At 65.2% G+C, this 19,513-nt stretch carries 17 protein-coding genes and 1 pseudogene; 5 read left to right on the top strand and 13 right to left on the bottom strand.

What is annotated here, in order from left to right; genetic code table 11:
• Positions 1-11: 11 nt before the first annotated feature.
• Positions 12-935, top strand: coding sequence for an acetylglutamate kinase (gene argB / locus WBG82_RS14860; protein WP_424425524.1), 924 nt, complete (start codon positions 12-14; stop codon positions 933-935).
• 8 nt (positions 936-943) lie between these two features.
• The gene (locus WBG82_RS14855) at positions 944-1,987 is read left to right on the top strand and encodes a DUF1036 domain-containing protein (protein WP_424425522.1); all 1,044 of its coding nucleotides are present in this window, start codon (positions 944-946) and stop codon (positions 1,985-1,987) included.
• A gap of 3 nt (positions 1,988-1,990) precedes the next feature.
• Here WBG82_RS14855 and WBG82_RS14850 read toward each other — a convergent pair whose 3' ends face one another.
• Entirely contained in the window at positions 1,991-3,253 is a 1,263-nt protein-coding gene (locus WBG82_RS14850; protein WP_424425520.1) for a DUF2336 domain-containing protein, read from the bottom strand.
• Positions 3,254-3,370: 117 nt separating this feature from the next.
• Between WBG82_RS14850 and WBG82_RS14845 the strand changes: the two genes are divergently transcribed.
• Positions 3,371-4,099 carry a pyrimidine 5'-nucleotidase gene (locus WBG82_RS14845; protein ID WP_424425518.1) on the top strand — a complete coding sequence of 243 codons (729 nt, stop codon included), beginning with the start codon at positions 3,371-3,373 and terminating at the stop codon, positions 4,097-4,099.
• A gap of 9 nt (positions 4,100-4,108) precedes the next feature.
• On the opposite strand, the gene WBG82_RS14840 is transcribed toward WBG82_RS14845, so the two are convergent.
• From WBG82_RS14840 to ileS, 8 genes are all read right to left on the bottom strand, one after another.
• On the bottom strand, positions 4,109-4,531 hold the full coding sequence (locus tag WBG82_RS14840) for a VOC family protein (RefSeq protein WP_424425544.1): 423 nt from the start codon (positions 4,529-4,531) through the stop codon (positions 4,109-4,111).
• A 175-nt stretch (positions 4,532-4,706) separates the two neighbouring features.
• Positions 4,707-6,530, bottom strand: a complete 1,824-nt coding sequence (mutL, locus tag WBG82_RS14835; protein WP_424425516.1) for a DNA mismatch repair endonuclease MutL — start codon at positions 6,528-6,530, stop codon at positions 4,707-4,709.
• A 6-nt stretch (positions 6,531-6,536) separates the two neighbouring features.
• The gene (locus tag WBG82_RS14830) at positions 6,537-7,865 is read right to left on the bottom strand and encodes a glucose-6-phosphate isomerase (RefSeq protein WP_424425514.1); all 1,329 of its coding nucleotides are present in this window, start codon (positions 7,863-7,865) and stop codon (positions 6,537-6,539) included.
• Between the two features lie 144 nt (positions 7,866-8,009).
• Positions 8,010-9,404, bottom strand: a complete 1,395-nt coding sequence (locus tag WBG82_RS14825; protein ID WP_424425513.1) for a M16 family metallopeptidase — start codon at positions 9,402-9,404, stop codon at positions 8,010-8,012.
• Positions 9,401-10,828, bottom strand: coding sequence for a M16 family metallopeptidase (locus tag WBG82_RS14820; RefSeq protein WP_424425511.1), 1,428 nt, complete (start codon positions 10,826-10,828; stop codon positions 9,401-9,403). The genes WBG82_RS14825 and WBG82_RS14820 overlap by 4 nt, the downstream gene beginning before the upstream one ends.
• Before the next feature lie 92 nt (positions 10,829-10,920).
• Entirely contained in the window at positions 10,921-11,508 is a 588-nt protein-coding gene (locus WBG82_RS14815) for a DUF3035 domain-containing protein (RefSeq protein ID WP_424425509.1), read from the bottom strand.
• Positions 11,509-11,582: 74 nt separating this feature from the next.
• Complete coding sequence (gene lspA / locus WBG82_RS14810) at positions 11,583-12,146, bottom strand: signal peptidase II (protein ID WP_424425507.1); 564 nt, start codon at positions 12,144-12,146, stop codon at positions 11,583-11,585.
• A 3-nt stretch (positions 12,147-12,149) separates the two neighbouring features.
• Positions 12,150-15,041, bottom strand: coding sequence for an isoleucine--tRNA ligase (gene ileS, locus WBG82_RS14805; protein WP_424425505.1), 2,892 nt, complete (start codon positions 15,039-15,041; stop codon positions 12,150-12,152).
• A gap of 269 nt (positions 15,042-15,310) precedes the next feature.
• Here ileS and WBG82_RS14800 point away from each other — a divergent pair, with 269 nt between their 5' ends.
• Complete coding sequence (locus WBG82_RS14800; RefSeq protein ID WP_424425503.1) at positions 15,311-16,087, top strand: transporter substrate-binding domain-containing protein; 777 nt, start codon at positions 15,311-15,313, stop codon at positions 16,085-16,087.
• A gap of 130 nt (positions 16,088-16,217) precedes the next feature.
• Here the strand turns inward: WBG82_RS14800 and WBG82_RS14795 are convergent, their stop codons facing one another.
• The 4 genes and pseudogenes from WBG82_RS14795 to WBG82_RS14780 all read right to left on the bottom strand — a co-directional run.
• The gene (locus WBG82_RS14795) at positions 16,218-16,646 is read right to left on the bottom strand and encodes a PaaI family thioesterase (protein WP_424425501.1); all 429 of its coding nucleotides are present in this window, start codon (positions 16,644-16,646) and stop codon (positions 16,218-16,220) included.
• Positions 16,646-17,521 (bottom strand): isocitrate lyase/PEP mutase family protein, encoded by an 876-nt coding sequence (locus WBG82_RS14790; RefSeq protein ID WP_424425499.1) that lies wholly within the window; start codon positions 17,519-17,521, stop codon positions 16,646-16,648. The genes WBG82_RS14795 and WBG82_RS14790 overlap by 1 nt, the downstream gene beginning before the upstream one ends.
• A 169-nt stretch (positions 17,522-17,690) precedes the next feature.
• Entirely contained in the window at positions 17,691-18,419 is a 729-nt protein-coding gene (locus WBG82_RS14785) for a hypothetical protein (RefSeq protein WP_424425497.1), read from the bottom strand.
• Positions 18,420-18,669: 250 nt separating this feature from the next.
• Positions 18,670-18,936: pseudogene (locus tag WBG82_RS14780) on the bottom strand (IS1 family transposase); the annotation flags it as partial.
• Between the two features lie 140 nt (positions 18,937-19,076).
• Here WBG82_RS14780 and WBG82_RS14775 point away from each other — a divergent pair.
• Positions 19,077-19,513: aminotransferase class III-fold pyridoxal phosphate-dependent enzyme (locus WBG82_RS14775; RefSeq protein WP_424425495.1), on the top strand; the 437-nt coding region annotated here is incomplete at its 3' end.

Genomic DNA, 19,513 nt, shown 5'->3' with positions numbered 1-19,513 from the left:
GCGAGGCGGCCATGCCGGACCATCAGACGCACAATCCGGCCAACGAGGCGAGGGACAGGGAGCGCGCCAACGTCCTCTCCGAGGCGCTGCCCTATATGCAGCGCTACGACAAATGCACCGTCGTCGTGAAGTATGGCGGGCACGCCATGGGCGACGAGGAGCTGGGGCTCGAATTCGCGCGCGACATCGTGCTGCTGAAGCAGGCGGGCATCAATCCCATCGTCGTGCATGGCGGCGGCCCGCAGATCGGCGCCATGCTCACCCGGCTCGGCATCAAGAGCGAATTTTCCGGCGGCCTGCGCATCACGGACAAGGCGACCGTCGAGGTCGTCGAGATGGTGCTGGCAGGCTCGATCAACAAGAACATCGTCTCCCTGCTCAACCGGGCGGGCGGCAAGGCCATCGGCCTTTGCGGCAAGGACGGCAATCTCATCGTCGCGCGCAAGGTCGAGCACAAGGTTCACGATCCCGAATCGAACATCGAGAAGATCCTCGATCTCGGCTTTGTCGGCGAACCGGAAACGATCAACCCGGAAATTCTCGAAACCATTCTCGAATCCGACATCATTCCGGTCATCGCGCCGGTTGGTGTGGCGCCGAACGGCGACACCTACAACATCAATGCGGACACAGCGGCGGGCGCCATCGCGGCCGCGATGGGCGCGACGCGCCTTCTCCTTCTCACCGATGTGCGCGGCGTGCTCGACAGCCAGGGCCAGCTCATCGAGGAACTGACGGTCGATGACGCCAAGGCACTGATGAAGGACGGCACCATTTCGGGCGGCATGATTCCCAAGGTCGAAACCTGCCTCGACGCGGTCGATGGCGGCGTCGAGGCCGTCGTCATACTCGACGGCCGCGTGCGGCACGCGGTGCTGCTCGAACTCTTCACCGAGCACGGCGCGGGCACGCTCATCCAGAAGAAAGCGGGCTGAGTTCCGGGATGCCCTCCCGCCCGCGCACATCCCGCCGGGACGCGAGGGGCATTGCCGCTTCCTTCCTGTTCTTCTCCCTCCTTTTCTGGGCATTTCCGGCGAAGGCCGATTACCGCCTCTGCAACGCGACGAGCTATGTGCTCGCAGGCGCCATCGCCCTTCAATCCGATCCGGCGGATGTTCACTCGGAATGGCATTCGCAAGGATGGGTGCGCGTCATGCCCGGCGCCTGCGCCCCCGTTCTCGCCGGGCCGATCCGGGCGGGCAGCTATCACGTCTTCGCCCGCTCGATCGAGGCACATCAGGGGCCGGTGAAATATTTTTCCGGCAATGAGCGCTTCTGCACCCTGCCCGGAGACTTCGCCATTACGGGCCGCGAGAACTGCGCCATGCGCGGCTATGAATCCGACAATTTCATCCGCGTCGAGACGAACTCCGGCGACGAGTGGACGACGACCTTCAGCGAGCCCCGCAACTATACGCTGGAGCGCGCGCGGGTCGCCGGCGTGCAACGGCTTCTGCGCGACAATGGCTTCCGCATCGCCCGGATCGACGGCATCGCCGCCAAGGCGACGCAGCGCGCTGTCATGGCCTTTCAGCGGGCGGCAGGCAGGCAGCCGACGGGCACGATCGACGAGGCGCTGCTTGGCGCGCTCATCGAGGGCGCCAAACAGGAACAGGCCCGCTTCGGCCTCAACATCTGCAACAGGACGGGCCATCTCGCCTGGGCCGCGGTCGGCGTCGAGGCCAGGGAACAGGGCCTGTCGAGCGGCTGGATCAGGATCGAGCCGCAGGCATGCGTGAAGGCGGTCAAGGGCAAGCTCGCGCCCGGCGGCTACTCGGTCTATGCGGAGGCCGTGGACGAGAAGGGCATGATCGTGAAGGAGAACGGCCGGGCGCTTGTCTGGTCCGGCAGCGAAACCTATTGCACCAAGACGACGCGCTTCGAGATCAGGGGCCGCGAGGCCTGCGCCGCGCGCGGCTATGACGAAAAGAAGTTCATGCCCGTCCGGACGGGCGGCAAGGCGCGCTTCGATCTTGCGCTCGAATAGGGCTCAGACCTCGATGCCGAAATAGTGGAGGTGCCAGAGCAACTCGCGTTCCTCCATCGGATAGTCGATGCCGCCACGCGGCAGCACGCGCGCGTCGATCGGGACATTTGCAACGAAGATCTGGATCGCAAGCGCGGTGCGCATGGCAAGGCCTGCGCGCCAGCAGAGCGCCGAGATGCCCTTGCCGCTCTTGACCTCGATGATATGCGCGACGGTGGCTTCGGGAACACCTGACAGAAGCGACAGCGCGAGGGCGACGGCGCCGCGATGCTGAAGCGAGGCTGCTTTCGCCACCATGTCGTCGCCGAGCGCGCCTTCCTCATGCGCCTTGCGGACGCGCTCGACGAGCAGGTCGGATGCTGGCGGCTCGGCCTGCGCCTCGATGCGCGCCTGAGTGCGCGCCTTCAATTCGATCTCCGTTTCCGGATCGAGCTTGTGGCGCCGGACGAGTTCCTCGACGAGGCCGCGCGAGACGAAAACGGCGATGCGCCTGATCGCCCGCAGCGACAGCGCGGGGCGCATGACGAGCGGCAGGTGCCAGGCTTCGATGGAGGCCGCCTCGCGGAGAATGTTGTCGAGCGTTTCTTCCCTGATCTCGGCGCTCGGATTGGCGATGAGCTGGGCGATGGCGGGAATGTCGAGTGTCGCGACGATCGCATCGGTGAGCGCACCGCCAATGTTACGGCGCCGCGCTATCGCCTCGAGCGCGCCCTGAACGCGCGTCGTGGCCACGATCTCGATCAGATCGTCCTCCGAGAGCAGCGGCGAATATTCGAGCACCGGGCCGCAGACCGCGCCTTCCGCGTCATGCGCGAGGCGGATCGCCAGCCGCTTGGGAATGGTCGGGCAGGATTTGATTTCCTCGGCCACGATCTGGCGCACGCGCGTGAACTCGTCGCGGGCGAGCTTTTCGAGGAGGGTCATCACGCGGTCGCGCACATTCTCGCGCTCGTCCTCCGGCATGTCCGGCACGATGCGCGCGATCTTGCGCGCAAGCTCCGCGCGCACTTCCTCATCGGCATCGGTCTGGAGGATTTCATCGGCCTGAATGGGCGTCGAGGGATTGGCCGCGACGAGCGAGCGCACGGCCGGGTCGTCGTCGCCCGCGAGATAATAGAGCGTTTCCGGCGGCGCGTCGGGCCGGGCGGCAAGCTCGCGCTTCAGCGCGCCTGACCGGCTTTCGAGCGCACGGCGCGCGTCCTCGTAGCGAAGCTCCGAGGGGAGCTTCCGCCAAGTGAAAAGCTTTTTCAGGCTTGCGAGCCGCATCCACACCCTCCGGAACGGCCCCGAGTCTTCCCGGCAGCGCTTAATGTTACGTTAAGATTTTGAGGAAGTCGGCCGGGCCCGCTTGCAAGCGCGCGCGTGGGGGTCCACATAAGGGCCATGATGGATAGCAGCTCTCATTCCGGTCCTCTGCGCGCCACGGCGGCGAGGACGTTCTCGCATGTCGAGCACTGGGTCTTCGACCTCGACAACACGCTCTATCCGCCTGCCTGCGATCTTTTCGGGCGGATCGACGAAAAGATGTGCGACTTCATCATGCGCTTTCTCGATGTCGATGAAGTGGAAGCGAAGCGCGTGCAGAAGGAGTTCTATGTCGAGCACGGGACGACGCTTGCGGGCCTGATGGCGGTGCATGGCGTCGAGCCGCAGCAGTTTCTCGCCCATGTTCACAACATCGATGTGAGCGCCGTCGCGCCCGACGCCGCGCTCGGACAGGCCATCGCGGCGCTGCCGGGCCGCAAGGTGATCTTCACCAACGGATCGGTCGCGCATGCCGAGAACGTCATCACGCAACTCGGCATCGGCCATGTGTTCGAGGGCATTTACGACATCGTGACGACGGATTATCGGCCGAAGCCGCGGCGCGAAGCCTATGACCGCTTCATCGCGGCAAGCGGGATCGCGCCGGAGCGCGCCGCCATGTTCGAGGATCTGCCGCGCAATCTCGAGGTGCCGCATGCGCTCGGCATGAAGACAGTCTGGGTCAGGCCCCAGGGCGAAGTCGGGCCGGAGCGCTTCCAGCGCCTTTCGCATGAAGGCGGCGACGCGCCCCATGTGCATCACGTCGCCGACAACCTCACGGATTTCCTGAAAGAGATCGCGCCCTGACGCGGCCGCTCAGAGGCCGAAGGTCACATAGCCTTCCGCGCTGATCGGCCAGGCCGGATTCCAGGCGATCTCCCAGGCGTGATCGTCGGGGTCCGCGACATAGCCCGCATATCCGCCATGAGGCGGCTCGACAGGCGCCTTGAGCAAGCGGCCGCCGAAGCCCAGCAGGCGTTCGATCAGGGGCGCGACCTCATCCCGCGCGGACACGTTATGCGCCATGGCGAATGCGCCGGGCCGGGCGAGCGCCGGCCGCTTCATATCGGCGGCGAGGCTCGTCTCGAGCCATGTGCCGAGAATGAAGCCGTTCATCTGATAGAAGACGATCTCCTCATTCTCGAAGACGGGCGCCCAGCCGAAACCTTCGCAATAGAAGCGGCGCGAGCGGACGAGATCGGCGATGCCGAGAGTGATGACGGAAAGCTGTTGCTGCATGATCCACGCACCCTGATATGCGCCGACGCGACATGCGCCGGCGGACGGGTCGCGGGACTTGGCGCCCATGCGCCAGCCAGAACTCCCGCTCGGGGAGCGGCCGGGCTAACCGAACCGGCCTGCCTTTTTCGACCGGCCAAGAATAGCCGCGAGAAGGTGCCTGTCCAGAAAATCTCTAGCGGCGGCCGAACAGGCGCTCGATGTCGGAGAGTTTCAGTTCCACATAGGTCGGGCGGCCGTGATTACACTGGCCGGAGTGAGGCGTCGCTTCCATCTCGCGCAAAAGCGCGTTCATCTCCTCGGCGCTGAGGCGGCGGCCGGCGCGCACGGAGCCATGGCAGGCGATGGTGCCGCAGACCTCTTCCAGCCGCTCCTTGAGGGAGAGCGCTTCGTCCATCTCCGAAAGATCGTCGGCAAGGTCGCGCACGAGGCCTGCCACATCGAGCCTGCCGAAGATCGCGGGCACTTCGCGCACGACGACGGCGCCCGGCCCGAAGGCTTCGAGCACGAAGCCGAGTTCGGCAAGCTCGCCCGCGCGCGCGGCGAGGCGCTCGGCCTCCGCCTCGTCGAGTTCGACGACTTCGGGGATCAGCAATATCTGCCGCGCGACGCCATGCGCCGCCATGGCGTTCTTCATGCGCTCATAGACAAGGCGCTCATGCGCCGCATGCTGATCGACGATGACGATGCCGTCCGCCGTCTGCGCGATCACATAGGTTTCATGCAACTGGCCGCGCGCGACACCGAGAGGCCGGGCCTCGGCGTCGGCAGCCGCCTGCGCTTCCGGCGCGGGTTCGACGCGAGCGGAGCGGCCGAGATCGGCAAAGGCGCCCTGCCAGCGCGACGGCCCCTCGCTCTCCGCAAGGTCCGGCCGGTGCTGCGGCAGGCCGCCCTGCTCATAGCGTTGCGGCGCGAAGAGCGCCCGTTCCGGTTCGACCTTGAGCGCGCCAAGCGCCGCCCCCGCCACCGTGGTCGAGGCGCGGTGGCCCGCCTGATGCAGCGCATGGCGAAGCGCGCCGACGATGAGGCCGCGCACGAGCCCGGCATCGCGGAAGCGCACTTCGGCCTTGGCCGGATGGACGTTCACATCGACATCGCGCGGATCGATCTCGACGAAAAGGGCGACGGCGGGATGCCGGTCGCGGGCGAGATAATCCGCATAGGCGCCGCGCACCGCGCCGATGACGAGCTTGTCGCGCACGGGCCTGCCATTGACGAAGAGAAACTGCATCTGCGCCGTGCCGCGATTATAGGTCGGCAGGCCGGCAAAGCCCGTCAGCCGCACGCCTTCGCGCTCCGCCTCGATGGCAAGCGCGTTCTCCGCGAAGTCGCGCCCCATGATGGCGCCGAGGCGGCCGAGCCTGCCCATCTCGCCCGGCGTCTCCGCCTCGAGCCGCAGCATGTTGCGGGCCTCGCTGGTGAGCGAGAAGGCGACCTCCGGGTGAGCCATGGCAAGGCGCTTCACCACATCGCCGACGGCCTGGGTTTCCGAGCGCTCGCCCTTCAGAAACTTGAGGCGGGCGGGCGTGGCGAAGAAGAGATCGCGAACCTCGATGCGCGTGCCCGCCGGCCCGGCGGCGGGCTCGACGGGCGAAACGCGCCCGCCTTCGACCGTCACCTTATGCGCCGTATCGGCGCCCGGCTCGCGGCTCAGGATCGACAGGCGCGCCACCGCGCCGATCGAGGGTAGCGCCTCGCCGCGAAAGCCGAGCGTCGCAATGTCGTGCAGGTCCTCGCGACCCGTTTCATCGGCCTTGAGCTTCGAGGTCGCGTGACGCTCGATGGCGAGCGCGAGATCGGCGGCGCTCATGCCGCATCCATCGTCGGTGATGCGGATAAGCTCGCGTCCGCCGGAAGCGATCACGATGTCGATATGGCGAGCACCGGCGTCGAGTGCGTTCTCGACCAGCTCCTTCACCGCGCTCGCCGGCCGCTCCACCACCTCGCCCGCAGCGATGCGGTTGATCGTGCCTTCGCTCAGGCGGCGAACTATCCCCATGCGACCCTACATCTCCGCCAGATATTTCTTCGCGAGGATCTTTCCTTCCTCGACCGCGGGCTGATCGAACGGATCGATGCCGAGCATCTTGCCGGCGATGATCGTCTCCAGCATGAAGTGCATGAAGAGAGCGCCGAGCGTATATTCATCGAGCGTCTTCAGCCTGAAGCGGCGCACCGGGCGGCCGTTGCGCGCCAGCGTGTCCACGGTCGCGCGCGCTTCCGCATCGACGAGATCGCCGATGCGATGACCGGCGAGCGACGCGAAGGCGGGCTCGTCCCTGAAGGCTTCCGCGATCTCGGGGCCCTCGCCCGCCGTTTCCGTGCTGAAGACGGTGAACATCTTGTCGCGCGGACCGGCGAGATAAAGCTGCAGCTGGCTGTGCTGATCGACGGGGCCGAGCGCGCGCACCGGCGTGGTGCCCTTGCCGTCCTTGCCGAGGCTTTCCGCCCAGAGCTGGCAATGCCAGGCGAGGAAGCGCTCGAGCCGGTCGGCATAGGCCATGAGCACGGAAATATTCGCGCCCCTCTCGCGCTGGAGCGCCAGCGAAAGCGCCGCGCCGACGGCGGGCGCGATCTCGAGCGCGGGCTTTCCGGCAAGCACCGGCGCCAGCACATCGCGCGCGCCGGCGCGAATGGCATCGACATCGAGGCCGAAAATATGAGCCGGCAGCATGCCGACATTGGTGAGCACGGAATAGCGGCCGCCGACGCCCGGATCGTGTTCGAGCGTCGGGAAGCCATGCTTCTCGGCGAAGGCGCGCAGCGCATTGGGCTTGCCGTCCTTCGCGGGCTCCGTCAGCACGGCGAAATGATATTTCATATATTTGCCGCCGCCCGCCTTCTCGATCGCGGTCATGGCGGCGAGCATCTGCATGGAGGGCTCGACCGTGCCGCCCGACTTGGAGACGACGAGAAAGCGCGTCGTCCTGAGATCGGTCGCGGCCAGCGCCGCCTGCATCGTCTGCGGATCGAGATTGTCGACGATGTGGATGCGGGGGCCCTTGTGGACATGGGCCTGCGTGCCCCAGCCGGTGAGCTGCGCCAGAGCCTGGGCGCCGAGCGACGAACCGCCAATGCCGAACAGGAAAAGATCGGTCGTGTTGTCGAGGAGCTTCGCCGCCACCTCGCGCAAGGGCGCGATGTCGTCCGCGCGCTCGGGCACGCGCAGCAGGGCGAGAGTCTTCTTCTCGTAGGCTTCCTTCAGCCAGGCGAGCGCGGGCGCGGCTTCCTCCAGCGCGCGCTCATAGGCGGCGCGGGAGAGCCCGCCCTCGCCTATCTTGTCCTCGAAACAGGTGTCGACAAGCTGCTCATAAGGCAAATTGGGTCGGGACATTTTTGTGAACTCACAAATCTTGTGCATGATTTTCCGACGCCGACGGGAATCAGGCGCCCACCCCCCATGCAGATGTCACGTTAACAAGAACCGGCCTGCGCAACCAGCACCGGCAAAACGCGACGCCGCTCGAAAGGCGCCCGCTCAGCCGCCCGGCGCTGCCTCATGCGGGCCCGTGGGCTCGGCCGGCATGGGCCGCTCGGCGGAGCCCGGCGCCGGGGTTTCCGACATGTCGGGCTCGCCCACAATGGAGACGATGAGCCGGTCGGATCTGAAGAGGCGCTTCGCCACCCTGGCGATGTCTTCCTTCGTCACCGCCTCGATGAGCCCATTGCGGCGGTCGACATAATCGATGCCGAGATCTTCCTGCTGGATGCCGAGAAGCTCGCCCGCGATCTCCGTATTGGAATCGAAACGCAGCGGATAGGAGCCGGTGAGGTAGGTCTTCGCGTCGGCAAGCTCCTGATCGGTGAGCCCGCCTTCCGCCATGCGGGCAAGCTCGGCCCGGACGAGCGAGAGCGCGACGCCCGTCGTCGCATTCTTGGTGCCGAGCTGGCCGAGGAAGAGCGCGCCGTGGCGCATCGGGTAGAGAAAGCTCGACACGGAATAGGCGAGCCCGCGCTTCACCCGCACCTCCTCCATCAGACGGGAGGAAAAGCTGCCGCCGCCGAGAACGTAGTTGGCGACATAGGCGGGAATGAAATCCGGATCGGCGCGCTTCAGCCCTTCCTCACCGAAGATCACGACGCTTTGCGGGAAGGGGCGCTTGTCGATGACCGTGCTGGCCTTCGAGGCCACCTTCACTTCAGGCATTTTCGGCAGATGCGACTTTGCCGGCAGGGCGCCGAAGGTCTTGTCGAGAAGTGCGCCGAGTTCCGCCGGCTTGATGGGGCCGACGACGCCGATCTTCATGTTGTCGCGCGCGAACACATTTTTTGCGTAAGCCTGAAGATCCTCGCGGCCGATCCGCGCAATCGACTTCGCAGTGCCGTCGCCCGGACGCGCATAGGGATGATCGCCAAAGGCGGCCTTGTAGAAATTCCGCGCCGCGATCCATTCCGGGTCCTCGGCATTGCGGGCGATGATCGTCGCGATCTGCGCGCGGATGCGCTCGACGGCATCGGTATCGAAACGCGGACGGGTGACGGCAAGGCCGAACAGGCCGAACGCCTCATCGCGCCTTTCCGCCAGCGTCTTGAACCTGCCCTCGAAATAATCGCGGTCCTCGGAAAAGGACATGGTGGCGCCGGTATCCTGCAGGCGCTTCTGGAACGCCTCGGAGGTCAGATCACCCGCGCCCTCATCGAGAAGGCCCGAGACGAAATTCGCAAGCCCCTCCTTGTCCTTCGGATCGTAGGCAGAACCTCCCCGCCAGGAGACGTTCATCACGATGACCGGCACCTCATATTCCTCGACGAGCCAGGCCTCGATGCCGCCGGGGCTGACGACGCGCTCGATCTTCATGGCCTCGGCGGGGAGCGCCCATGCGACCAGCACGAGCCAGAAAGCCGCGACCGGCAGGAGTGCCTTGCGCATCATGACCGCTTCTCCGGCAGAAGTTCGCCCGTGACCGCGTGGGCGCCGTCGAGAACCTTCCTCGCCGCCGCCATCACATCCTCCGCGCTCACCGCGCGGACGCGATCTGGAAATTCATATACGTCGCGGGCGCTGAGCCCCGTCATCAGGCCGCTGCCATACTGATAGGCCCGCGTCTGCTGGCGATCGCGCGCATAGACGGAGCGCGCGACGATCTGCGTCTTGGCGCGCTCGAGCTCATCGGGCTTCACGCCGTCGCCGAGGAAGCTCGCAATCTCCGCATCGACCGCCTTTTCCAGCGTATCGAGCCCGTCGCCGACGCGCGGAATCGCGTAGAGGCCGAAGGAGCCCGCATCGCGCTGGTCGCCGCCATACCAGGACTGCACCGCCGTGGCCGCGCCTTCGCGGACGACGAGCGCGCTATAGAGGCGGCTCGTCGTGCCGCCGCCCAGAATCTCGGCAAGCACTTCGAGGGCGGCCCGTTCCTTCGGGCCCGCCTGCGCGGCGCTCGGCGCGGGATAGAAGCGCAGCCATGTCGCCTCGCGCACGCGCGCGTCATGAAGCGTCACACGCTCGGGCGCGCGTGGCCAGACGACAGGCAGAAGCTTGCGCGTGTAGGTCGGGGCGCGCTCGGCGATCGAGCCGTAATATTTCTCGGCAAGCGGCTTCAGCTCCGCGCCGGTGATGTCGCCCGCGACGATGAGGATCGCGTTGTTGGGCGTGTAGAAGCGGCGGTAGAAATCGAGCGCGTCCTCAGTTGAAAGCTTCTCGACCTCGGATTTGTAGCCGATCACGTCGCGCCCATAGGGGTGAGCGCCAAAGAGCTTCGCATCCATCGCCGACTGGAGGGTCGCCAGCGGGTCGTTTTCGATCCGCATACGGAGCTCCTCGATGACGACATCGCGCTCGGGCAGCACTTCCTTATCGGTGAGCCTGAGGCCGGTCATCCGGTCGGCCTCCATCTCCATGACGAGCGGCAGACGGTCGCGCGCGATCGACTGGTAATAGGCGGTGAAATCGTAATTGGTGAAGGCGTTGTCCTTGCCGCCATTGCGGGCGACGATCTTGGAGAATTCACCGGGGGCGATCTTCGCCGTGCCCTTGAACATCAGATGTTCGAGGAAATGCGCAAGCCCCGTCTTGCCCGGCGTTTCATCCGCCGCGCCGACCCGGTACCAGACCATATGCGTGACCACGGGCGCGCGATGATCGGCGATGACGACGACCTGCATGTCGTTGGAGAGCCTGAACATCTCCGGCGCGCTCGGCCCTTCCGCCACCGGCATGGGGTCGGAGGCCGCGAGAGCGGGGCGCGGCGCGAGCGTCGCCTGCGGCGCGGCCATGGCGGCAAGCGCGATGCAGGAAAAAGCGAGAGAGGCGAGCGTAAGACGGAGGAACGAAACTCGGGTAGCGAGGGGAAGAAGCAATTTGTCGCTCCATCTTGCGGGCCCGGCTGGGCCAGGGACGCGGAAGGCCCGCCATGACAAGCGGGCCCTCCCCTTCGAGCGATGAAACCGGCTTAGAAGATCGAGGACCACAGGCCGCTGAAGAAGCCCGGCTTCGGCGGCGCCTTGGACGGCGTTTCGCCCTCGGTGACGGGCTTGCCCTCGGCGCTGTTCTGCTGAAGGCGCTGACGCTCGCCCGCTGAATCGACCAGACGCTCATCCGGCGGGGTTCTCTGCTGCCAGAAGAGCACGTCGTCGGTAAAGCGCTTGTCCTTTTCGACGAGGGTGCGCGTCTCGGCGTTCACGACCTGACGGATGCGCGGATCGGCCTCGGTGGCGCCGGTCTGCTGGAGCAGTGCCTGCTCGCCAACGCTGCCGGTCGCGGGTGTCTGGGCGGCAGCCTCGTTGCCGATGAGCGCCGACTGGGCGACGGCGGAGGGCTGCAAATTCGCTTCCTGCGGGCGCGGCGCGCCGGGCTCCGGCGGACGGAGCGCGAAATCCGGCGGAATGGCCAGCGGAGCCTTGGTGACGATCGCGAATTCGTCCGGCGCGTCCTTGCCATAGCCGAGGGCTTCCTTGAGCCCGCCGCCGCCGCAAGCCGCGAGCGACAGGGACAAGCCGCTCAGGATAGCCAGGCTTGCGATCCGCCTGTTCTTCAGCATTACCGTCATGTCCTTCAGCTTTCGGGTATCGAGACGACGACCCATTTGCGTTGGCGCATATCGGGCCCGCTTTTTCAGGCGCGCTCGTCCTTGCGCGCCTTGCTGCCCTGATCCGTCTGTTCGGAGTGAACCGGTCCGAACACTCCCGGCAATGCGGACTCCAGCAAGATCAGGCCGACGCCCACGACGATCCAGATGTCCGCGACGTTGAAGATATACCAGTAAAAGCCGAAGGCGTGAAAACTAAAAAAGTCCGCGACGGCCCCGTAAAGGAAGCGGTCGAGCACGTTGCCGAGCGCGCCGCCGATGACGAGACCGATGGCGACGGCGGTGATCCTCGCCTCGCTTCTGGCTAACCATAATCCGAGCCCCGCCACCACGCCGAGCGCGAAGACGATGAGCCCGATGCGGCCCACAAGCGTCTCGGCCTGGAAAAGGCCGTAGCTCACGCCCTTGTTCCAGGCCATGACGAGATCGAAGAAGGAGGTGATCTCGACCCGGCCGCGCGAGGGCAGATCATAGACGCTGAGCATCCACCATTTATGGAGGCGGTCGCTCGCAAAGCCGAGGATGGCGACGAGCGCCCCGAGCCCCGAAAGAGGCCCCCAGACCGGCCGGCCGGCAATGCGATACGTCATGTCCTATCCTTTTCGGAGCGCGTCGAATTCCATTACGGCGGCGGCGTCGCGCGGCGTCAGATCAGGGAAGCCCGGAACGCTGCCGACCTCGGGAAGAATTTTCCACGAGCGCGCGCATTTGCGCCCCTGGGCGAGCTTCGGCACGACGGCGACGCCCGGCACATCGTCGAGCCGGAAGGCATCGGCCGGCCCCTCGCCCTCGATGAGGCTCGCCTGCGAGGTGATCGCGATCTCCGCAAGGTCGAGGCCCGCCATGGCGGCCATCAGTTCGGCGTCCGCCACATAGACATCGGGCGCGGCCTCGAGGCTCGCGCCGATGCGCTTCTCGCGGCGCTCGATCTCGAGCGCGCCGGTGACGACGCGGCGAAGCTCGCGCACCTTGCGCCACTTCTCCGCCAGCGCCTCGTTACGCCATTCAGCCGGGACATCGGGGAAGAGGCGCAGGTGAACCGATCCGTCCTCGGAGGGAAAGCGCGTCTGCCAGACTTCCTCGGTGGTGAAGCAGAGCACCGGCGCGAACCAGGCCGTGAGGCACATGAAGAGTTCGTGCAGCACTGTCCGGCAGGCGCGGCGACGCAGCGAAGACGGTGCGTCGCAATAGAGCGCGTCCTTGCGGATGTCGAAATAGAACGCCGAGAGATCGATGTTCATGAAATTCGTCAGCGCATGGAAGACGCGCTTGAAATCGTAATCGCAGTAGGCCTTGCGCACGAGCTCGTCGAGTTCGGCGAGGCGATGGAGGATCACGCGCTCAAGCTCGGGCATGTCGGCGAGCGCAACGCGCTCATCCTCGCCGAAGCCGGTGAGGCTGCCCAGCATGTAGCGGAAGCTGTTGCGGAGCTTGCGATAGGCCTCGACCGTCGACTTGATGATCTCCGGCCCGATGCGCTGGTCTTCCCAATAGTCGGTCGAGGCGACCCAGAGGCGCAGAATGTCGGCGCCGTTCTGCTCCATGATCTTCTGCGGAACGACGGTGTTGCCGAGCGACTTCGACATCTTGCGGCCCTGCTCGTCGAGCGTGAAGCCGTGGGTCAGCACCTGCCTGTAGGGCGCGCGGCCGCGCGTGCCGCAGCTTTCGAGAAGCGAGGAATGGAACCAGCCGCGATGCTGGTCCGACCCTTCGAGATAGAGATCGGCGGGCGAGCGCAGATCCGCGCGCTGCTCGAGCACGAAGGCATGCGTGCAGCCGGAATCGAACCAGACGTCGAGAATGTCCGTCACCTTCTCGAAATCGTCCGCATCAAGACCATCTCCAAGGAAGAAGGAAGCGGGCTTGTCGAACCAGGCGTCGGCGCCGCCTTCCTTGACCGCCTCGACGATGCGGGCGCGGATCGCGTCATGAGCGGGCTTCGAGGGCACGATCTCGCCGGTCTTCTTGTGCACGAAGATGGTGAGCGGCACGCCCCAGGCGCGCTGGCGCGAGACGACCCAGTCGGGACGGCTCTCGATCATCGAATGGATGCGGTTGCGGCCGGCGGGCGGCACGAAGCGCGTCTTCTCGATCTCGGTGAGCGCCACCTTCCGCAGATCGTTCACCTCCATGGAGATGAACCATTGCGGCGTGTTGCGGAAGATGAGCGGCGCCTTGGAGCGCCAGCTATGCGGATAGGAGTGGGTGAGCTTGCCTTGCGCGACGAGCCGCCCCGCCTTCTGCAATTCCTCGATCACGGCGGCGTTGGCCGTTCCTTCCTTGCCCTGACGGGTGAGAACGAACTTGCCGGCGAAGAGCGGCACATGCTCAAAGTAGACGCCTTCGGCATCGACCGTTTCGGGGATACCCTTCTGGCCGAAATTCGCCATCCAGAGTTCGTAGTCGTCCTGGCCGTGGCCGGGCGCGATATGGACGAAGCCGGTACCCGTTTCCTCGGTGACGAAGTCGCCCGCAAGGAGCGGCACGTCGAAATCGTAGCCCTGCCCCGCGAAGGGATGCGCGCATTTCGCGATCCGCGAGGGATCGACGGCTTCCTTGCGCTCCCAGGCGGTGACCTTCGCCGCCTTGAAGACCTCGCCCGCGAGATTGTCGGCGAGGATCAGAAGCTCGCCGACGCCGGCGGCGCTTCCCTCGGCCGTCTCCTCGATGCGGTAGAGGCCATATTCGATCGACTTCGAATAGGCGATGGCGCGATTGCCGGGAATGGTCCAGGGCGTCGTCGTCCAGATGACGACCGAGGCGCCCGAAAGCTCCGCCGGGCCACCGAGGACGGGGAACTTCACCCAGATCGTGCGGCTGACATGATCGTGATACTCGACCTCGGCCTCGGCGAGCGCGGTCTTTTCGACCACCGACCACATGACGGGCTTCGAGCCGCGATAGAGCCCGCCGCCCTCGCGGGCGAATTTCAGGAACTCTTCGACGATGGTCGCCTCGGCGTCGAAGGACATGGTGGTGTAGGGATTGTCCCAGTCGCCCACGATGCCGAGCCGCTTGAACTCGGCCTTCTGCACCTCGATCCAGTGGGCGGCGAAGTCGCGGCACTCGCGGCGGAACTCGGAAGCCGGCACCTCGTCCTTGTTCTTGCCCTTGGCGCGGTACTTCTCCTCGATCTGCCATTCGATTGGCAGGCCGTGGCAATCCCAGCCCGGAACATAATTCGCGTCGTGGCCGAGCATCTGCTGGGAGCGGACGATGATGTCCTTAAGCGTCTTGTTCAGCGCATGGCCGATATGGATGTTGCCGTTCGCATAGGGCGGCCCGTCATGAAGGATGAAGGGCTCGCGGCCCTTCGCCTCGAGGCGGAGGCGGCGATAGAGGTCCATCTTCTCCCAGCGGGCCAGCCATTCGGGCTCGCGCTGGGGAAGGCCGGCCTTCATGGGGAAAGGCGTTTCGGGAAGGAAGATCGTCTCGCGGTAATCGCGGGATTGCGCCGGGGTATCGGTCTTGCTGTCGCTGGCCATGGGGGTCTCGCGCAGTTCGGGGTTCGCGTCATGTCGAAAAAAGGTCGTCCCGGCCGGGGCGCATTTCGGCGGCCCTTATCGAAGGACCCCTCAGCGGCAGGCCGGGCCGCTAATTCGTGCAAGCCCTATGGCAAAATGGCGCAGATGACGCATTTTCATGGGCCCGGTTTTTAGCAGCGGTCCGCTTCGCAGTCCAGTAAGGGGGAATTATCCCCGGTGCGCGGCGGAAGAGCTAGGATCGGCGCCGCGTTGCGAATATCGAGGAGCCGATGCGCCAAATTGCCTTTCGCCTGATTCTCGCCCTTGCCTTTCTTCTCCTTCCGGCGCTTCCAGCCGCCGCCGGGGAACGGCTCGATGCCATCGAGGCCGCGGGCACGCTCCGGATCGGGCTCACCGGGGATTACAAGCCCTTTTCGGCGCTCGAACCCGGCAGCGGCGAATTCACCGGCCTCGATGTGGAGCTTGGCCGCTCGCTGGCGCGCGCGCTCGGCGTCCGCCCGGTTTTCGTAAGGACGAGCTGGCCGACGCTTTCGGCCGATCTCGAAGCCGGCCGGTTCGACATCGCCATGGGCGGTATCTCGATCACTGAAGCGCGGGCGAAGATCGGGCTCTTCTCGGCGTCCGTCCTCAGCGACGGGAAGACGCCGATCACGGCCTGCGCGAATGTGGCGAAGTTCCAGACGCTCAACGAGATCGACCGGGAGGGCGTGCGCCTCGTCGTCAATCCCGGCGGCACGAACGAGAAATTCGCCCGCGCGCATATTCGCCGGGCGACCATCATCGTCCATCCCGACAACAACACGATCTTTCAGGAGATCGTGGCCGGGCGCGCCGACCTCATGATCACGGATGCGATCGAGACGCGGCTGCAGGCAAGGCTCAACCCCTCGCTCTGCGCCGTGCATCCCGACCGGCCCTTCGACCGGGCGGAAAAGGCCTATTTCATGCCGAAGGACGAGGCGCTCAAGGCGCGGGTGGATATGTGGCTCGCAGAGGCGAAGGCATCGGGCGAGTTCGCGGCGGCGCTGAAGAAATGGGTGGAGTGAGGCACGGACGGAGGGAGCACGCGGGGCGCTGAGCCGGAAGACGTGGATGACCCGGACAAGCAGGGCCATGACGATTGGGGCACGGGCCGTTCCGCAAACACTGCTGCCACCCCGGACTGGCCTGTCCCGCTCAGGCCGGAATGATCCGCTCCACCGCGCGGGCCTTGAGCGCGAGCTTGCCGTCGGAATTGGTGAAGGTCGCCTCGACATAGGCCTGCGTCTTCGAGACGTTCACCACATGACCCTCGCAGGCGAGGACGCCCTCCGTCACGGGACGGAAGAAATGCATCTGCAGGTCGGAGGTGGTGAAGTTCTGATCGTCTTTCAAAAGCGTCATCAGCGCGAAGGAGCAGGTCTGGTCGGCAAGCGTCGCGAGATAGCCGCCGAAGATCGCCACCGGATTGAGATATTGCGGATCGACGGGCCAGTCGTAGCGGATGCGGCCCGGCTCGACGATGGTGAGGCGCCCCGCATAGAGATTGAGGGCCGCGACATGGGGCGGGGCCTTTTCCATCTCGCCCGCCGCGATGCGCTTCAGAATGTTCGACCAGCTCGGCATTATTTCGTCTCGTCAGAAAATTTGGCGGCGCTGGCAAGAAGCTCCGGCAGCCCCACGATCTCGTTATAGCGCTGGAAGGTGACGCGCGGCTCGCCCGCGGGCAAGCCCTCGCCGCGCAGCAGCGTGGCATAGACCTCCTCGAGCCGGCGGGTAACGGCGAGAAGGGCGGCGACGGGGAAGATCGCGATCTTGTAGCCGATCTCCTCCAGCACACGCGCCGAAAGATAGGGCGTCTTTCCATCCTCGACCATGTTGGCGAGCAGCGGCACGCCCTTGAAGGTGCGCGCAATCGTCTGAAGCTCGGCCATGTCGCGCGGCGCCTCGATGAAGAGAATGTCGGCGCCCGCCTTGAGGAACGCCTCGCCGCGCCGGAGCGCCTCGGAGAGATCATGCGTCGCGCGGGCATCGGTGCGGGCCATGATCTTGAATTCGCGCGAGGCGCGGGCGTCGGCCGCGGCGCGGATCTTCTCGGCGGCCTCGGCGAGCGAGATGACTTCCTTGCCCTCCATATGGCCGCAGCGCTTGGGGAAGACCTGATCCTCGAGCTGGATGCATTGCGCGCCCGCAGCCTCGTAGAGACGGGTGAGGCGCGCGGCATTGAGCGGCCCGCCATGGCCGTTGTCGCCATCGGCGATGAGGGGCGCGGGCATGGCGGCGTCGGCAAGGGCGCGCACGCGGTCGGCCATTTCGGTCGCCGAAAGGAGGCCGATATCGGGCAGGCCGAGCGTCGAGCCGGCGACGCCGAAGCCCGTCATATAGACGGCGGGCGCGCCTGCCTGCATGGCGATCCTTGCCGAGAGCGCGTCATAGGCGCCGGGCGCGACGACGATGCCGGGTGCGGCGAGAAGGTCCGAAAGGGATCTGGTCGATGGCACGGTTGGCTCCCCTGCAAGGCTCCGTCGCGCCGCCAGGGCCGGAAACCATCCGGCGGGCGAGGGAGCCGCCAGCTCCGTGCATGACGCCCCTTGCGGCGTCGGTCAAGTCCGGCGGGGGATTTTCTCCCGGGCCTGATTTTGGGTAGTGTCTCAGTTTGAGGGTGGCGGCCTATAGAACCGCTTTCGGAGGCGGCTCAATAGCAGGCCACCGCTCCGCGATGCTCGCACATGCGGCCTCCATGTTCTGGAACCGCCGAACCGCATCGCTTGGGGCAACCGTTACCGCCCCAGAGTAGGCATCTAGCGTGACGCAAAGCTTGTGTTCGGGTGCCGCACCTTCCTCAACCCCGATCCGTCCCAAGTATCCGAGCAGATAGGCAGATTGCCATTCGGCCACGTCCGGCGAGAGTGCCTTGCCCTTCTGATACCGAAGTGCCCCAACCCCCACCTTGATCTTGTTCGTTTTGGTTATACGCCGAAGTCGAAAATGGGTTTCGGTTGTGACCCGAACTCCGTTGAGGGTTAGATGTTGGCCCTTGCCGCCGAAAAAATACTGCGCTTCCGGCAAATTGATCAACGGCCAGACGTTGGCGAACCGTGTAATGTAATCGGCGTTGTGGTCGAATAGGTCACGGTCGAAAACGCTGTCAGCCATTCGGTCTTTGATCGTCTTGGCTTTCGCATGGAGGGTTGCCGTGTCCCCCTCCTCTTGCCATATGAATTTTGATATAATCGCCTTCGCCTCGTCGTGCTGTATGACGCGGGCAATGGGTTGGTACTTGCAGTTTCGGACGATGGTTCGCTTTGCCGTCTCCGATGCTGCCATGTAGTCAGCGAGGAACCGGGCGGAGATTTGGGGTTTCTTAACCTCTCGATGCGTCTTCTTCTGATCGGACATGTGGGGAAATCCTGAGGGTTGAAGACATGGGCGAATTTTACTTCAGCGTTAATCTCGACAATGACAGGATGCTTTGCTTGGCCCCACTGAGCGACAGGCGAATCGCCATGTCCGGCCAAGAATTGGACGATACTAGCGGGTATTTCCTCTTTGAGCAGCGCCACTCCGATGAATTTGGGGGGGTAAAAATACTTGCTCGGGTCCTGTCCGAGGACGGAGTAATGCAACTCCGCGATATGTTTTCAATGGCTTAATCCGCCAACTGAGCGATATCCTCTAGCATCCAGTCATGATCCGCAATACCCGCCTGCATGGCCGGGGTAACGCGAAGCGTTTTATGGATGCGGCAGAAATTGTAGAACATGAAATGCAGGGCCACGGCATGGGCGTGGTTCTCGACCTTCTTTGAGAACCCATTTGTCAGCCTTGTGAAGCGGCGCATGTGCATCCGCATCGTGAGGTTCTGGCGCTCCACGAACGACGTGCTGACGTGCTTCGGATCAGGATTGCCGGTCACGCGATCCTTGCGCGCGCCCTTGCAGACCGGCGGGCTGTACCGGCGCTGGCCTTCCGGTGCATTGCCTGATTTCCCCCGAACTTGATTTCGCGAGGGGCAAGGCATTCAATCGTCGCGTTTTCTCTTTCAGGAGCCTCCCCATGAGCGCCGACGCCCCAGCGCCGAACAGCCTCGCGCCGAACGACCTCGAATCGAACTGGCTGCCCTTCACGCCGAACCGCCAGTTCAAGCGCGAGCCGCGACTGCTCGCCCGCGCCAAGGGCATTTATTATTACAAGCCCGACGGGGCGGAGGTGATCGACGCCACGTCGGGGCTCTGGTGCTCCAATGCCGGCCACTGCCGCGACGAGATCGTGCAGGCGATCCAGACCCAGGCGGCGGAACTCGACTTCGCGCCGACCTTCCAGTTCGGCCATCCCAAGGCCTTCGAGCTTGCAAGCCGGATCGCAAGCCTCGCGCCGGGCGATCTCGACCATGTGCTCTTCTGCAATTCGGGCTCGGAGGCCGCCGACACCGCGCTCAAGATCGCCATCGCCTATCACCGCGCCAATGGCGAGGGCACGCGCACGCGCCTGAT

The organism is Parvibaculum sp., assembly GCF_049671045.1.
Lineage (GTDB): Bacteria > Pseudomonadota > Alphaproteobacteria > Parvibaculales > Parvibaculaceae > Parvibaculum.
The sequence above is the reverse complement of the archived record's forward strand: the minus strand, read 5'-3'. Positions and strand labels throughout refer to the sequence as shown.

Excerpts from the sequence above, each read along its gene's own strand:
- WBG82_RS14795 (WP_424425501.1), bottom strand. The coding sequence starts at position 16,646 with ATGCCGAGCTGGTCGAACATTCTGAAGCGCATCGCGGCGGGCGAGATG.
- WBG82_RS14830 (WP_424425514.1), bottom strand. The coding sequence starts at position 7,865 with ATGTCCCGACCCAATTTGCCTTATGAGCAGCTTGTCGACACCTGTTTC.
- WBG82_RS14840 (WP_424425544.1), bottom strand. The coding sequence starts at position 4,531 with ATGCAGCAACAGCTTTCCGTCATCACTCTCGGCATCGCCGATCTCGTC.
- WBG82_RS14855 (WP_424425522.1), top strand. The coding sequence starts at position 944 with ATGCCCTCCCGCCCGCGCACATCCCGCCGGGACGCGAGGGGCATTGCC.
- argB (WP_424425524.1), top strand. The coding sequence starts at position 12 with ATGCCGGACCATCAGACGCACAATCCGGCCAACGAGGCGAGGGACAGG.
- WBG82_RS14845 (WP_424425518.1), top strand. The coding sequence starts at position 3,371 with ATGATGGATAGCAGCTCTCATTCCGGTCCTCTGCGCGCCACGGCGGCG.
- lspA (WP_424425507.1), bottom strand. The coding sequence starts at position 12,146 with ATGACGTATCGCATTGCCGGCCGGCCGGTCTGGGGGCCTCTTTCGGGG.
- WBG82_RS14850 (WP_424425520.1), bottom strand. The coding sequence starts at position 3,253 with ATGCGGCTCGCAAGCCTGAAAAAGCTTTTCACTTGGCGGAAGCTCCCC.
- WBG82_RS14815 (WP_424425509.1), bottom strand. The coding sequence starts at position 11,508 with ATGCTGAAGAACAGGCGGATCGCAAGCCTGGCTATCCTGAGCGGCTTG.
- WBG82_RS14785 (WP_424425497.1), bottom strand. The coding sequence starts at position 18,419 with ATGTCCGATCAGAAGAAGACGCATCGAGAGGTTAAGAAACCCCAAATC.
- mutL (WP_424425516.1), bottom strand. The coding sequence starts at position 6,530 with ATGGGGATAGTTCGCCGCCTGAGCGAAGGCACGATCAACCGCATCGCT.
- ileS (WP_424425505.1), bottom strand. The coding sequence starts at position 15,041 with ATGGCCAGCGACAGCAAGACCGATACCCCGGCGCAATCCCGCGATTAC.
- WBG82_RS14825 (WP_424425513.1), bottom strand. The coding sequence starts at position 9,404 with ATGATGCGCAAGGCACTCCTGCCGGTCGCGGCTTTCTGGCTCGTGCTG.
- WBG82_RS14800 (WP_424425503.1), top strand. The coding sequence starts at position 15,311 with ATGCGCCAAATTGCCTTTCGCCTGATTCTCGCCCTTGCCTTTCTTCTC.